This window comes from Levilactobacillus fuyuanensis (genome assembly GCF_003946395.1).
Classification (GTDB): Bacteria; Bacillota; Bacilli; order Lactobacillales; family Lactobacillaceae; genus Levilactobacillus; species Levilactobacillus fuyuanensis.
This window is the reverse complement of the sequence record NZ_RHNZ01000007.1, coordinates 98,231-111,651: the sequence shown is the minus strand read 5'-3', so window position 1 is coordinate 111,651 and position 13,421 is coordinate 98,231. Positions and strand designations below refer to the sequence as shown.

The 13,421-nt window shown below is 47.7% G+C and carries 12 protein-coding genes; 9 read left to right on the top strand and 3 right to left on the bottom strand.

Annotated features, from left to right (window positions below):
• Positions 1 to 4: 4 nt before the first annotated feature.
• Positions 5 to 2,293 (bottom strand): alpha-xylosidase, encoded by a 2,289-nt coding sequence (yicI, locus tag EKM73_RS05135; RefSeq protein WP_125700912.1) that lies wholly within the window; start codon positions 2,291 to 2,293, stop codon positions 5 to 7.
• A gap of 92 nt (positions 2,294 to 2,385) precedes the next feature.
• Positions 2,386 to 3,795 carry an MFS transporter gene (locus tag EKM73_RS05130; protein WP_125700911.1) on the bottom strand — a complete coding sequence of 470 codons (1,410 nt, stop codon included), beginning with the start codon at positions 3,793 to 3,795 and terminating at the stop codon, positions 2,386 to 2,388.
• A 363-nt stretch (positions 3,796 to 4,158) separates the two neighbouring features.
• Between EKM73_RS05130 and EKM73_RS05125 the strand changes: the two genes are divergently transcribed.
• The 7 genes from EKM73_RS05125 to EKM73_RS05100 all read left to right on the top strand — a co-directional run bounded on the left by EKM73_RS05125 (position 4,159) and on the right by EKM73_RS05100 (position 10,000).
• Positions 4,159 to 5,460, top strand: a complete 1,302-nt coding sequence (locus tag EKM73_RS05125) for a PTS transporter subunit EIIC (protein ID WP_125700910.1) — start codon at positions 4,159 to 4,161, stop codon at positions 5,458 to 5,460.
• The gene (locus tag EKM73_RS05120) at positions 5,450 to 6,340 is read left to right on the top strand and encodes an alpha/beta hydrolase (RefSeq protein WP_125700909.1); all 891 of its coding nucleotides are present in this window, start codon (positions 5,450 to 5,452) and stop codon (positions 6,338 to 6,340) included. The genes EKM73_RS05125 and EKM73_RS05120 overlap by 11 nt, the downstream gene beginning before the upstream one ends.
• 43 nt (positions 6,341 to 6,383) lie before the next feature.
• Positions 6,384 to 7,241, top strand: coding sequence for a LysR family transcriptional regulator (locus EKM73_RS05115; RefSeq protein ID WP_125700908.1), 858 nt, complete (start codon positions 6,384 to 6,386; stop codon positions 7,239 to 7,241).
• Between the two features lie 361 nt (positions 7,242 to 7,602).
• Positions 7,603 to 8,448, top strand: coding sequence for a sulfite exporter TauE/SafE family protein (locus EKM73_RS05110; RefSeq protein WP_020088897.1), 846 nt, complete (start codon positions 7,603 to 7,605; stop codon positions 8,446 to 8,448).
• Positions 8,448 to 8,828, top strand: a complete 381-nt coding sequence (locus EKM73_RS05105) for a DUF1634 domain-containing protein (protein WP_125700907.1) — start codon at positions 8,448 to 8,450, stop codon at positions 8,826 to 8,828. Before EKM73_RS05110 ends, EKM73_RS05105 begins: the two co-directional genes overlap by 1 nt.
• A 507-nt stretch (positions 8,829 to 9,335) precedes the next feature.
• Positions 9,336 to 9,548: a hypothetical protein gene (locus EKM73_RS12880; protein ID WP_225421294.1), complete on the top strand. Its 213-nt coding sequence runs from the start codon at positions 9,336 to 9,338 to the stop codon at positions 9,546 to 9,548.
• A gap of 68 nt (positions 9,549 to 9,616) precedes the next feature.
• Positions 9,617 to 10,000, top strand: a complete 384-nt coding sequence (locus EKM73_RS05100) for a hypothetical protein (protein ID WP_125700906.1) — start codon at positions 9,617 to 9,619, stop codon at positions 9,998 to 10,000.
• 168 nt (positions 10,001 to 10,168) lie between these two features.
• On the opposite strand, the gene EKM73_RS05095 is transcribed toward EKM73_RS05100, so the two are convergent.
• A complete protein-coding gene (locus tag EKM73_RS05095; RefSeq protein WP_125700905.1) occupies positions 10,169 to 10,927 on the bottom strand; it encodes an SDR family oxidoreductase in 759 nt (252 codons plus the stop codon).
• A gap of 286 nt (positions 10,928 to 11,213) precedes the next feature.
• On the opposite strand from EKM73_RS05095, the gene EKM73_RS05090 reads away from it, so the two are divergent.
• Together EKM73_RS05090 and EKM73_RS05085 are read left to right on the top strand one after the other, a co-directional pair.
• Positions 11,214 to 12,434: a multidrug efflux MFS transporter gene (locus EKM73_RS05090; RefSeq protein ID WP_125700904.1), complete on the top strand. Its 1,221-nt coding sequence runs from the start codon at positions 11,214 to 11,216 to the stop codon at positions 12,432 to 12,434.
• Positions 12,435 to 12,449: 15 nt separating this feature from the next.
• Positions 12,450 to 13,115 (top strand): GTP pyrophosphokinase, encoded by a 666-nt coding sequence (locus EKM73_RS05085; RefSeq protein WP_125700903.1) that lies wholly within the window; start codon positions 12,450 to 12,452, stop codon positions 13,113 to 13,115.
• The last annotated feature ends 306 nt before the right edge of the window (positions 13,116 to 13,421 follow it).

Here is a 13,421-nt window from a genome sequence, read left to right as displayed (position 1 = left end):
ATGATTACAGGGTAATCGTTGCTTCGGTACCGTTTAAGGCAGCCTTAGTAACTTTCCCATTCTCGTGGACGTAGATGGTGGCAGAACCAGTCAAACCAGTAGTGGTGACGGTCAATTGGTTACCACTGCGGTCAACTGTGACTTTACCAGCATCCTGACCCTTTTGGTCGACGACGGCAACGGAGGTAGAGCCTTCGTGCATGTCGTACAAGTTGATGTCCAGGTCCTTGGTGAAGTCGTAGTCGGCGTGAACGGCCTTTGGATTCCGTAAGAGGATCGTGTTGTCACGAGCCAATACAGGCAAGTCCAATTCACCGTAATCCTTGCTGATCCACTTGCCATCAGTGATGTCGTACGTTTCGTCATCATTGATGATGCTGGTCCACTTGCCGGCTGGTAGGTAGAAGTTTACGTGACCTTCAGGATTGAAGACGGGGGCTACTAAGAGTTGGGTCCCAAACATGTATTGGTTATCCAGCGTATGTGCTGTCCGGTCTTCCATGAAGTTGAACCACATTGGCCGCATCAGAGGGTTACCGTAAGCCGTGTCATGAGCCGCTTGGGTGTACAAGTATGGCATCAGAGAAAGCTTCAAGTTAACGAACTTCCGTGTGTTGTCCACGGCTTCGTCATCGAAGTTCCATGGGACCCGGTAAACGTTGCTACCGTGGTAACGACTGTGAGAAGATAACAGACCAAATTGCGTCCAACGCTTGTACAGGTCTGGCGTAGGCGTATCGGGACCATCTTCGAACCCACCAATATCGTGACTCCAGAAAGCAAAGCCAGAACTCAAGAAGGACAGTCCACCATGTAAGGTGTCGGCCATGTTCTTGAAGTTAGACAAGGCGTCACCACCCCAGTGTAAGGGGTACTTTTGTGACCCAACGGTAGCGGAGCGGGCAAAGACAACCGCCTCGCCCTTACCCTTGTTTTCTTCGATCGTGTCGAAGACTGCCTTGTTGTATTGCAGGGTGTAGTAATTGTGTTCACGCTTAGGATCCGAACCGTCAAAGAAGACAGCATCTTCAACGGGAATCCGTTCACCGAAGTCGGTCTTGAAGCAGTCAACACCCATGTCGAGCAGGGCCTTTAACTTACTCTTGTACCACTTAACGGCGTCAGGGTTGGTAAAGTCAACGAAGGCGTTACCAGCTTGCCAGAGATCCCATTGCCAGAGGTTACCATTTTCACGCTTGATGAAGTAACCATTCTTCTTGCCTTCCTCAAACATCTTACCCTTTTGGGCGATGTAGGGGTTAATCCAGACACAGACCTTGATACCCCGGTCATGAATCTTCTTGATCAGGCCTTCTGGGTCTGGGAATTCGTCGCGGTCCCATTCCATGTTGGACCATTCGAAGCCTTTTTGCCAGAAGCAGTCAAAGTGGAAGACATCCAATGGAATGTTGTGTTCTTTCATGCCGTCGATAAACTTCAGCACCGTTTCTTCACTGTAATCAGTCGTGAAGGAGGTCGTCAGCCAGAGACCGAATGACCATGCAGGTGGTAATTGCATGCTACCCGTTAATTCGGTGTAACGGTGCAAGATCTCCTGGGGTGTTGGGCCGTAGATGACGTAGTATTGTAAGGATTCACCTTCAGAACTGAATTGAACGCGGTCAACGTTTTCAGAGGTAACTTCGAAATCAACCGTTTGGGGTTCATCAACGAAGACCCCGTAACCGGCATCCGTCAGGTAGAAGGGAATGTTCTTATAAGATTGTTCAGAAGCTGTCCCGCCATCTTGGTTGGTGATCTTGACTTCTTGACCGTTCTTGATGAAGTTCCCGAAGCGTTCACCTAAACCGTAAATCTTATCTTCAACGCCAACGGATAATTGTTCACGCATGTAGTGAACGTTGGTGTCGTGGTTTAAGATCTCACCTTGGGCCTTGTTGCGAGAAGCGGTAATGACTTTGCCATTAGCGGTGAATTCCATATCAAATTGTTGACGAAGTGGGAGAGAAACGGTCAGGTCACCACTAGTCAATGAAGCCTTCTTATCCGTCACGTCGATATTGACGTCAGGGTCTAAGTTGTTGAGCTCATATGAAGGGCCTTTGGTATCTTGATCAAAATGCGTCAGTTTTACACCGATAACATTTTCAACGGGGGAGGTGAGCTTAATCGTGCTCATTCCGAGGTTTAATTCGTCTCCCCGTGTGTTGATTCGCTTGTAAGGGGCATAGACGTTTAAGGCCTTGCCATCTTTTTCGGCTTCGAATGCTTCAGCCGGTGAGTTAACGTCGTACTCTTTACGAGTTAACCAATAACCATTAGTAAACTTCAAAGTAGCCACTTCCTATTCATAATTTTAGTAATCTATTTTCAAAATTGGCACCAAGCCCAAACAAGCCGGATACCAATTTTAAAGTCTAATTTTTAGTCTTCGACAGCCTTTTCAGCAGCGTGACGAGCAGCGATTTCTTCGTTCATCTTTTCAACCTTTTCGTCGGTCAAACGGTAGAAGGCGAAGACAATCATAGCTAAGACAGTCACGATAATTGGAATAATCGTCGTGGTCATCCGAATACCAGCTAAGCTCCGTGCGGTTTGTTGGTGGTTAGCCACGAAACCGTAAGCAGCTAAGACGTAGCCAGGCACAACCCCACCAAGGGCCATCCCAAACTTGAAGAAGAACCCGATAACGGCGTTGATAATCCCGTTTTCACGTTTACCTGACTTCCATTCCCCGTAAGTGATTGCTTGAGGAACTAAAGCCCATTGGAATCCGGTAGAGAGGATGATACCGGCAGCTTCAATCGTCCGGCCAATGAAGGTCCAAGTCAGGTCAGTAGCTGGAACCGCATACATAATCAAGAAACCAATAACAGCTAAACCAAGGCTACCTTGCATCAACCATTGGGTCCCAATCTTCCGGTTCAACCATGGCGTAATTGGTACCACGATGAAGGCTGGTAAGGTTCCCAGTAAGTTGTACCATTGCATCATGCCAGCATTACCGGCGTTGTAAGTCATGTAGTAGGCCCCAACGGAGTTTACAACGGACATCAAACCAAAAGTGATAATGAAGAAGATAGCTAACGTCCGCAGTGGGCCGTTGATTACTAATTGGTGGTACAAGTCAGAAACTTTAACGCTTGATTCTTGTTCTGGCGCCATCTTGATCCGTTCAACGGATTGGCTGAAACAGAAGATTAAGATTGCGGCACCGGCAATCCCGTAGATGACCATCGTCCAGAACCAACCAGATTGTGATTGAACACCGGAGTAGTGGCCACCAGAGATCATCTTAACGAAGATAGGCACACCGAAACTAACGGCCAATGACCCTAAGTTAGCCAAGAGCATCCGTACGGAACTCATGGAAACCAATTCCTTGTTGTTCCGAGTCATAGCAGCGTTTAAGGAACCATAAGGGATGTTGACGGTCGTGTAAATAACGGACAGCCCAACGTAAGTCACGTAGGCGTAAACTAACTTGCCCATAGCGCCAACATTTGGCACGTGGAAACAGAGCATCGCCAGTACGGCTAGTGGAATTGACATGTAGAGTAACCAGCCACGGTACTTCCCCCAACGGGAGGTGTGCTTATCAACAATCGTCCCAACAATTGGGTCGTTGATGGCATCGATCAGCCGAACAACCAGGAACATGGTTGCGGCGTCAGCAGCGGGCAGACCGTAAACGTTCGTGTAGAAAAATAGCAAATACGTAGAAATAGTGGTATAAATCAAGTTTTGCGCGAAATCCCCGGTTGCCCAACCGAATTTCTCACGCCATGGAAGCTTTACGTCGGTTTGTTCCAACGCTTTAGATGCAGAATCCATTTCTCTCACCTCATATGATAGTTTGCCAATCAACTTGAGTTGGTTGGTTGTTTACCACAACATACTAACACCTTTTGAAAACGCATACAAGAATTAATTCCGTTTTGACCAAATTTTTATCCAAATCGACACATGGTAAGCGGATTCATCGGCTGTGTGAAAATGATGTAAACCATTACATTACCATCGTAGCATGCCATGTAAGCATACACAATAGTGAGATAATAATGATTCTAAAATGAATCATTTTCTGAAAACAAATTGGCTTGTTAAATATAAATAAATTTGTAAGACGTTAAAAGGTCGCTTTCAAAGGAATTTCGTATAATGAAAGTAATGAGGTCATAAGTAGGGGGAGTTAGGATGGTTAGATTATTTCGGGGGCTGTGGCGCGTTAATCAACGCGTCGACCAATGGCGGGCGATGCGGGCGGTTCATGAAGCGCTACGAGTCGCCTATCCGTTTATTTTGGTGATGGCCTTAGTAGACGTTGTTGGGCAGGGATGTTTGTCCAAGAGCGGCTTCTTTTTTCAGGTTTATCATATTGGGAGTTGGCTACCCGGGTTGGACTTTTGGCGGGAAGTCTTACAGGGGGTCAGTGTGGTTGTCAACGGCTTGGTGGCCGTCATGATCGCCTTCACCACGGGACACTACATGGCACGTACCTATCACGCAGATGCGTTAGTTGTCGGGCTTATGAGTGCTCTGGCTTTTCTCACGCTGAATGTGAACTATGACGCCTTTGGTCAGACCAGTCATGGCGACGAGCTCGCACAATTTTGGATGCCCAACTTGGGACCACAAGGGATCTTCCTAGCAATTCTGGTGGGGTTAGGCGTGGGCTGGTTGGCCAGCCATCTGATGCGTGGCTTGGCAACGTGGTGGCGTCATCACCGACACACCTCGCTATCGTGGACGGGGCGGGTGGCGTGGTCACTCGTCGTTGTCTTAGGTGTAACGGCTGGCATTGGCTATGGGTTGAGCTGGCTAACCGACGGCGGTATCAACGATCTCGTGTACTACGCATTGGAGGCGTTGAATACGAACCCTGGCCACAATGGTCTGCGGATTCTGGCTGTTACGGCAGTCAGCAATGGCCTGTGGTGGCTAGGGTTGATTGGTCCCGTTGATGTGGCGGGCAATAGTTCGGTCTCCTCTTTGCAGAATCTGGCCTACGCGGTTCAACACGGTTCCGGCTGGGGCGCCCCACATGCGATTACATTACATACGCTGGGGGATGCCTACGCCAACTTTGGGGGTGCGGGGATGACACTGGCACTTCTGATTGCGATTTGGATTGGTTCTCGGCAGGCGAGTTACCGGCGGGTTGCCACACAAACAGTCTTGCCCAACCTCGTAAATTTAAATGAATCGACACTACTGGGACTGCCCGTGTTGTTCAATCCCATCCTATTGTTACCATTCGTCTTGGCACCGGCCGTGAACATGGTTCTGGCGTGGGTGGCGATCACTTTAAAATTAGTGCCGCCAATCGTGTATCCCGTGCCGCGCACTACGCCAGGGCCGCTTGTGTCCTATCTGGGAACGGGCGGTGATTGGCGAGCCCTGTTGCTGAGCGCGCTGTGTCTGACAGTGTCCGTCTTGATTTATTTGCCGTTTGTACGGTTGCTCAATGCGGAAGGAGGGGCGGACCATGCGGCGTAGTTGGTGGCGGTGGGCGTTGCTGATTGTGGTCATTCTGGCGGTGTTTTTACCCAGTCAGATATGGTTGAAGCAGCGGGTCACTAAATATAAATCAAGTTATAAGACGCCATTGGCTCCCACGATTATGGTGCCGGGGTCCAGTGCCAGTCAGAATCGCTTTGACACATTGATTACGCAGCTGCGCAAGGAAACGAAGAAGCCTCACAGTGTCCTGAAAATTAAGGTCGCAGAGAGTGGGGCAATCAGCTACACAGGTAATATTCGTCAGGGGGATAATCATCCGTTCATTGTGATTGCTTTTGAAAATAATCGTGACGGTTATGCCAACATCAATAAGCAGGCGAAGTGGCTGAATCTGGCCTTTAAAGACCTGGTCAAAACGTACCACTTTAATCACTTTTCCATGCTGGGACATTCGAATGGGGGCTTGATCTTGACCCTCTTTACGGAGAAATATCTAGCCCAGACCAAGCATGTGAAACCGGACCGGTTGATGACGATTGCCACGCCGTACAACATGGAGTCCGATAGCACGACCAAACAAACGGCCATTCTACGCGAGCTCATCAAGGGGCGGTCCAAGCTACCAAAGAAGCTGACGGTGTATTCTGTGGCCGGAACTGAGAATTATTCCAGTGATGGGACGGTGCCCGCCAACAGCGTGAACCAGGGGAAGTACGTCTTCCAGAATCAGGTGGCCCATTACACGCAAATTACGGTGACCGGGGATGACACGACACACTCGGACTTGCCGCAGAATAAGCAGATTGTCTTGCTGATTCGGCAATATCTCCTAAAAGAGGTCTTACCTAGCAAGGATCGCGTGCCAACAACTAAGCGGTCCTCAAGTAAAGCGGCGGATGAAGCGGGACTTCCCTAATCTCTGATATAATGAAAGAAACGCGTTGCGGGAGGCCCTAAACATGAATTTTCGCCAATTGGAATATTTCTTAGCAGTGGCCGATGCTGGGCAAATTACGGCAGCCGCCCATCATTTACACATGGCGCAACCGCCGCTAAGCTATCAGATCAAGCAACTAGAAAGTGACTTGGGGGTGCCTCTGCTCAACCGTTCGGCGAATGGGGTCACCCTCACACCGGCGGGCCGTCTACTCCAAGACTACGCCCGGCAATTGGTCGATCTACGCGAGCGAGCCGACAGCCAGGTGCGCTCATTGGGACAGGGACTTGCCGGTGTTCTGTCGGTTGGCGTGGTGTCCTCCTCGATTGGCGCCACGCCCAATGCCAAACTTCGGACATTGACGCGGCACTATCCCAAGGTACAAATTCGTTTGTTCGAGGATAATACCTATGGCTTGATTGATCGCCTAGAGAAGCATCTGATCGATGTGGCCATTGTGCGGACGCCATTCACGGCTCCGGGATTGGCCAGCAAGGAACTCGCCACGGAGAGTATGGTTGCGGTGGTGCCTCACAAGTATGACCATTTTACCGGGGCCACGTTGCGTGTCGAAGACCTAGCTGATGTGCCGTTGATTATTTACCGCCGGTTCGAGCAGATCTTTCAGACGACCTTTGACGAAAAGGGGATGCAGCCCTTCATCGCTTGTACCTGTGATGACGCCCGAACCGCCGTGCAGTGGGCTGATGCCCGGATGGGTGTGGCCGTGGTCCCACAAACGGTGGCGGAGGCAACGAGTGGCGTGGCGACCAATATCAGACCGATTCGTTACCAACCGTGGCGGACGACATTGAAGATGGTCTGGCCCGCGATGATTACACCCAGCCCACTTTTACAGCGATTCATCGATAGCTATTAAATATATGTGAAATACAAATTTGAGGGCTCTGCCATATTTTAAAAGTATGGTAGAGCCTTTTGATGTTGTAATCGGTTCCTAGGGCGATAGACTGGTCTTTTTCGGGGGGCCACGATGAAGTAATTGTCGGAGGCCGAAAATCAAGGCTTTGTGCAAGTGAACACGAATAATATGTAAACAGACGGCTTAAGGAATCCCAATCATTTGCTAAGACGCTTAATCACGCAGATAGTCGTGCATCAGCCTGACTTGTGAGTAAAAGAACGTTTTCAGATGGAGTTTCGTTCGATTCAGCTTGCCCTGCGTTAGCGAAAAGCTGATAATCAATGACGTAGATTGATTCGTGAGGAGGAAACATAAGATGATTCAAACAGCCTTAATCATGATTGGGGTGGGCATCTTCGCCGGAATTGCCGGAGCTATTCTGGGTATCGGTGGCGGGATGATCATTACGCCAATCTTGACCCTGGGAATGGGGTTAAATATCAAATACGCGATTGGTGCCAGTATCATTGCCGTGATCGCCACGAGTTCGGGATCGACCATCGCTTATTTGCGCGATAACGTCCTGAACTTACGGGTCGCCATGTTCCTGGAAATCGCAACTACCATCGGCGCGATTGTCGGGGCCCTGTTAACGGGCGTCCTCGATCCGAAGTACCTGTACTTGTTGTTCGGTTGCCTATTGGTGTTCTCCGGATGGAACATGTATCGCAAGCTGCGTCGGGGACAGGAAGTTCTGCAACGCGTCGAACCAGACAAGATTGCCAGCAAGCTCAAGCTCAACGGAAGCTACTACGACAAGGCCGAGATGAAGACCATCGACTACCAAGTCGAAAATGTCCCAGCTGGATTCTCCGTGATGTTTGGTGCCGGCGTGGCCAGTGGTCTGTTGGGTATCGGTTCCGGGGCCTTCAAAGTCATGGCGATGGATACCTTCATGAAGATGCCCCTCAAGCCGTCCAGCTCCACGTCAAATCTGATGATGGGGGTCACGGCGGCGGCTAGTGCCACGGTGTACTTCTTCAATGGGTCCATCCTCCCCGGTATCGCCGTGCCCATGGCGCTCGGTATCCTGGGCGGTGCCGTGATTGGATCACGGATCATGCAGGTTCTGCCTGCCCGGTGGATTCGGATTGTCTTCATCCCCATCATTTTGTACATTGGAATTCAGATGTTGGGTAAAGGATTGGGGGTTCATTTCTAATGCAAGAAAAACAGAGCGCAACCGCAACGGAAATGGCGCAGGTCGAGACGATTATTGGTCGGATTCTGCAAATTGGGGTCGTCTTCTCCGCCATCGTTATGGGGATTGGCTTAGTCATTCTCCTGGCGACCGGTGATTCCGGTTATGCGGGGCACGCGGTACCGTTAACGATGGCCGCTATTTTGGTCGGCAGTTGGCAGCTAAAGTCGTATGCCATCATGATGTTGGGAATGTACTGCCTGATTCTGACGCCGGTCTTACGGGTCGTGGTATCCATTTATGCCTTCTACAAGGAACGTGACCACCTCTACGTGGCAATTACGACGGCAGTTCTGATTATCCTGATGATTGCGTTGGCTATTGGGCTGACCGGAAAATAGGCCCTATACTTATTACTAATGTAAATTTCATGGAATTGGTCTCATCTTTTCGCAAAATGACAGAATCTTTCGTTTTAACCACGAATAAGTTGGAGGACGCAAGCACGAAAAAGGGACGGGGACGTAACTCGGACTCTATAGAAAAACAGGGAGGAAATTTTCGATTCTTGAGAATTTCCTCCCTGTTTTTGTCCATTCAAGCTCCTGGTTGTATCTAGCCTCAAATGATGTTGAAGCGGTATTTCCTCAAATCTCATGTACCAATGACTTGCAGAAAAATACAATTGAAGCCGCTAATACTGATTTAGGATATTACCATGATAACTTAGCACTTTTTGAAAGCGGTTTCAGAATTTCAAGTTTCAACAACTGCTACAACGTGTACCTTTGAATCACCTGCTGCTGATGTCACCTGGAAATTAGCAGTTGGTACCTCGATTTCTGTGTCTTCAAGTGATAGGATTAGGGTGTATACGGTTAAAGATGGTAAGATAAGCAATAATTCGGATGACATTAAAAAACTTTTGGCAAAAAATAAGGGTCTTCTCATTTAATGGATTAGACCAAATATTAGGTAGAATTGCTGTAAAGATTAAGAATAGGTCTATCTGGATTGATACTGTTGGTGGTTCTGGATTTACGTTGCATATTGAACGTGAGCACACTGAAGTCAATAAGTTTCAAGTAACTGAAAGCTTTGAGATTGTCACTACTATTTAAAATAGAGAGGTAAGTGTTTGTAATTGTACGATCTTAAATTTCGAATTCTAGCTAGTTGTATGGCGGTCGTGCCTACAGCAATCATCGGTGCAGAATGGTATATTAACTTATCAATGAATGAAACGCCCTTAGAGTTTGCAGTTGCAATCTTATTGCTAGCTTGGGTTTGGCTAGCATCATTGGTTAGTAGCATAGTCCTTTTAAGACTGATTTCGATTTGCTTATATCAAAAATCAGTTCAACAGATTTTGAAAACACCTCATGTTAATCACATGCTAGAATCCAAAGATTTGCAAGATCTGTATAAAATTTTTCAAACACTAGATTTCAGCTATTCTAGAAAACTCAGAAAAGTTGCAAAAAAAGAGAGTATGGATCAAAAGCGTAAACGCTTAATCGAAGCCATTATCCATCGCAAAAGTTTACTGGAAATGGATGAAAATAAGTTGTAAATGCTAGAATTTATTTTATCGTGAGCGGAATGTGGGAAAATGGCAGTCAGATAGAAACAACGAAAAAATTGATCCTAGAAATCACAAAACGATTTCTAGGATCAATTTTTAATTACTGGAATGCAGGGATTTTGACCCAATTTTTTCCATTTTTAATAAGATTAATCTTTATTGAGCGGTGTAACCACCATCAACAACGAATTCTGCACCAGTAGCGAACTTAGATTCGTTAGAAGCTAAGTAAACACAGATCCAGGCGATATCGTTAGGTTCACCGATGTGGCCCATTGGGGTCTTCGTACGTTCTGACATAGCTGCTTCAGCACCAGGAAGATCGTCAACTAATGGCGTCTTGATGTAACCTGGGTGAACAGTGTTAACACGAACGTCGTAGTCCTTCAAAGCACAGTCAACGGCAGCTGACTTGGACATGATCCGAACGGCACCCTTAGATGCGTTGTAGGCACCTAAGTTAGGGTCACCGACAAGGCCTTCGATAGAAGAAATGTTGATGATTGAAGCGCCGAGGTTCTTGTTCTTCATGCGTTGGATACCTAAACGAGTACCGTAGAAGACACCGTCCAAGTTAACGGCCAATTGCTTCTTCCATTCTTCAGTCGTCGTGTTTTCAACACTCTTGTTAACGGCCATACCGGCGTTGTTAACAATCGTCGTAACTGGGCCAAAGGCTTTTTCAGTAGCATCGAATAATGCTAACCAGCCGGCTTCGTCAGTAGCATCGTGTTGGAAGAATTGGATAACATCTGGGCCACCAATGCTCTTAGCAGCTTTTTCACCAACGTCACTGTGACGTCCAGTGATCATAACCTTACCGCCTTCTTCAACGAACTTGTCGGCAACAGCCAAACCAATTCCGAGAGTACCACCAGTAACGATTGCAACTTTTCCATCTAAACGATGAGCCATGTGTATTACCTCCAAATATTTGTGTGATCTGCGTCATGTATTTCTTGTTGATTCTCAACTGACTAAAATTAATGGCAAGTGAGGTTTGAAAGAACTATCAACAAAATTATAAGTGAACTACGTCACATGCTTGTCACCTATTATGAAACAAAACCATCAAAATTCCAACCTTTTTATTAAAAAAATTTACAAAAATTTTCGGAGGTCAATATAACGGCGGTATAACGGGTTTTATGCTACACTAATAGTTAATGCATTTTTAGATAAGTTAAGAGGCGATGACGTCGTGGACACACGAAAACCTGAACAATGGCGGCGAAACTTAGCCGTTTTATGGTTGGGGACTTTTATTGCGGGCATGGGATTTAGTGAAGTCATGCCATTTTTATCGTTGTATGTCGATGACCTGGGAACCTTTACCAAGGGTCAGTTAACGATGTACAGTGGGGTGACCTACGCCGTGACCTTCTTCGTGATCGCGCTGGTTTCGCCGTTGTGGGGTAAGCTGGCCGATACCAAAGGTCGCAAGATCATGTTGCTCCGTTCATCCTTTGGGATGGCCATTGTGATTGGCTTGATGGGGTTTGTTAGTAATGTGTGGCAACTCATCGGGTTAAGATTCTTGCAAGGCTTCTTTGCCGGATACATTCCCAACGCAACCGCACTGATTGCGGCGGAAACGCCCCGGGAAAAGAGTGGGAGTGCACTAGGCATTCTGACGACTGGATACGTCAGTGGCAACCTGATTGGTCCAGTGCTCGGTGGGATTCTGGCCCAGGTTTTCTCCATTCGCTGGACATTTATCCTGACCGGTATCTTTCTGATCATTGTCTTTATCCTGAGTGCCACGTTGGTTCACGAACACTTTACGCCGATCACCCGCGATCAACAGGAACAATCGGGCAGTTGGTTACATAGGGTCAAACGACCTAAGCTGATCCTCGTGTTATTGGTATCGACGATGATCATTCAAATGGGAAACAACTCAATCACGCCAATTATTAGTCTGTACGTCAAGCAGTTGATGAATAATACTGGGCCAATTACGTTGGTTGCCGGAATCATTGCCGCTTTGCCTGGGATTTCCACGCTACTAGCAGCACCCAAGCTGGGGGATTACGGTGATCGCCGAGGGACTAGCCGGGTGCTGATCTTTGGCTACGTGTTTGCAGTACTGATGTATTTCCCACAAGGATTCGTCACAAGTATCTGGCTTCTGGGAATCTTACGGTTTATGATTGGGGTATCTGACGGGGCATTGTTCCCGGCAGTCCAAACGATGTTGACGAAGAATTCGCCGCAAGAACTGACAGGGACCGTCTTCAGCTGGAATCAGTCTTTCCAGGCGGCGGGGAGTATGTTTGGCTCCCTGTTTGGTGGCCTCGTGGCGAATATCTTCAACTATAATGGCGTGTTTATTTTCACCGCCATCACCTTATTGCTGAATTTCCTACTGTTATGGTGGGTCGTTCCCGAAGTACGGCATTTTCGGCAAAAAAACGCGTAACTAGGAAGGATTAACATGGCTAACGAGAATTTACCTACGCAGTTTCCCAATGATCCGACGTCGCTGGCAGCGGTCGATAACTTTCGGCGGTTGATGCTGGATTACAATAGCGCCGTGAAAGTGGTACGAACAAAGATTGAGTATCTTGACCAGGAGTATCAGATTTTACACGGACACACACTGGTTGATAGCCTGCAGTCGCGAATCAAGTCGCCGGAAAGTATTTTGGAAAAGGTGCAGCGTAAGCATTTTGATTTTGACTTAGAGAAACTCCCAGGTGAGATGCACGATATCGCTGGTATCCGAATCATCGTCCGTTTCGAGGATGATATTCTCGCAATGGAAAGTCGGTTGGAGAAGCAGCCGGACATCCAGATCCTGCGGCGCAAGGATTATATCACGCATCCTAAGGCTAATGGTTATCGTAGCCTGCATTTAATCCTGTCGGTACCCGTATATTTGGATGCCGGGGTCGAACCGGTGAAAGTGGAAGTTCAGATCAGAACGATTGCCATGAACTTCTGGGCGTCCCTAGAACATGAATTGAGTTATAAGAAAAACGTCCAGCACCAGGCGGAGCTTCGTAAAGAGCTGATTGCCAAGGCCAAATTGGTGCATCAACTGGATCAAGATATGAATGAAATTAAGAATGAGATTCGGGCCGAGGACGGACAGTTGTAGGCAGTTCATGATTAGTAAGTAATTGGAAAGGACGCTACCTGGCGGAAAGTGATTTCTGTTAGGTAGCGTCCTGTTTTGTTTTATTTGAATATTGTTTTAAAGAAATAGGTGGTGAGTTGTTAGTGACTTAATTGGCTTAGAGCGTTAGACTTTCTCTCGCCGAAATACTTGGGAAATATGCGGCCTCTGAAACGAGTTCCGCAAGCCAGACTCCTCCGCTTAGCAAAATAAGGAACTCCTGCCCGGCATAGCCGAACAGAAGCTCCTTATTTCCCTAATGCTCAGAGTCTAAGCGGCTTGCTTCAC

Excerpts from the sequence above, each read along its gene's own strand:
- EKM73_RS05130 (WP_125700911.1), bottom strand. The coding sequence starts at position 3,795 with ATGGATTCTGCATCTAAAGCGTTGGAACAAACCGACGTAAAGCTTCCA.
- EKM73_RS05125 (WP_125700910.1), top strand. The coding sequence starts at position 4,159 with ATGGTTAGATTATTTCGGGGGCTGTGGCGCGTTAATCAACGCGTCGAC.
- EKM73_RS05120 (WP_125700909.1), top strand. The coding sequence starts at position 5,450 with ATGCGGCGTAGTTGGTGGCGGTGGGCGTTGCTGATTGTGGTCATTCTG.
- EKM73_RS05115 (WP_125700908.1), top strand. The coding sequence starts at position 6,384 with ATGAATTTTCGCCAATTGGAATATTTCTTAGCAGTGGCCGATGCTGGG.
- EKM73_RS05110 (WP_020088897.1), top strand. The coding sequence starts at position 7,603 with ATGATTCAAACAGCCTTAATCATGATTGGGGTGGGCATCTTCGCCGGA.
- EKM73_RS05105 (WP_125700907.1), top strand. The coding sequence starts at position 8,448 with ATGCAAGAAAAACAGAGCGCAACCGCAACGGAAATGGCGCAGGTCGAG.
- EKM73_RS12880 (WP_225421294.1), top strand. The coding sequence starts at position 9,336 with ATGACATTAAAAAACTTTTGGCAAAAAATAAGGGTCTTCTCATTTAAT.
- EKM73_RS05095 (WP_125700905.1), bottom strand. The coding sequence starts at position 10,927 with ATGGCTCATCGTTTAGATGGAAAAGTTGCAATCGTTACTGGTGGTACT.
- EKM73_RS05085 (WP_125700903.1), top strand. The coding sequence starts at position 12,450 with ATGGCTAACGAGAATTTACCTACGCAGTTTCCCAATGATCCGACGTCG.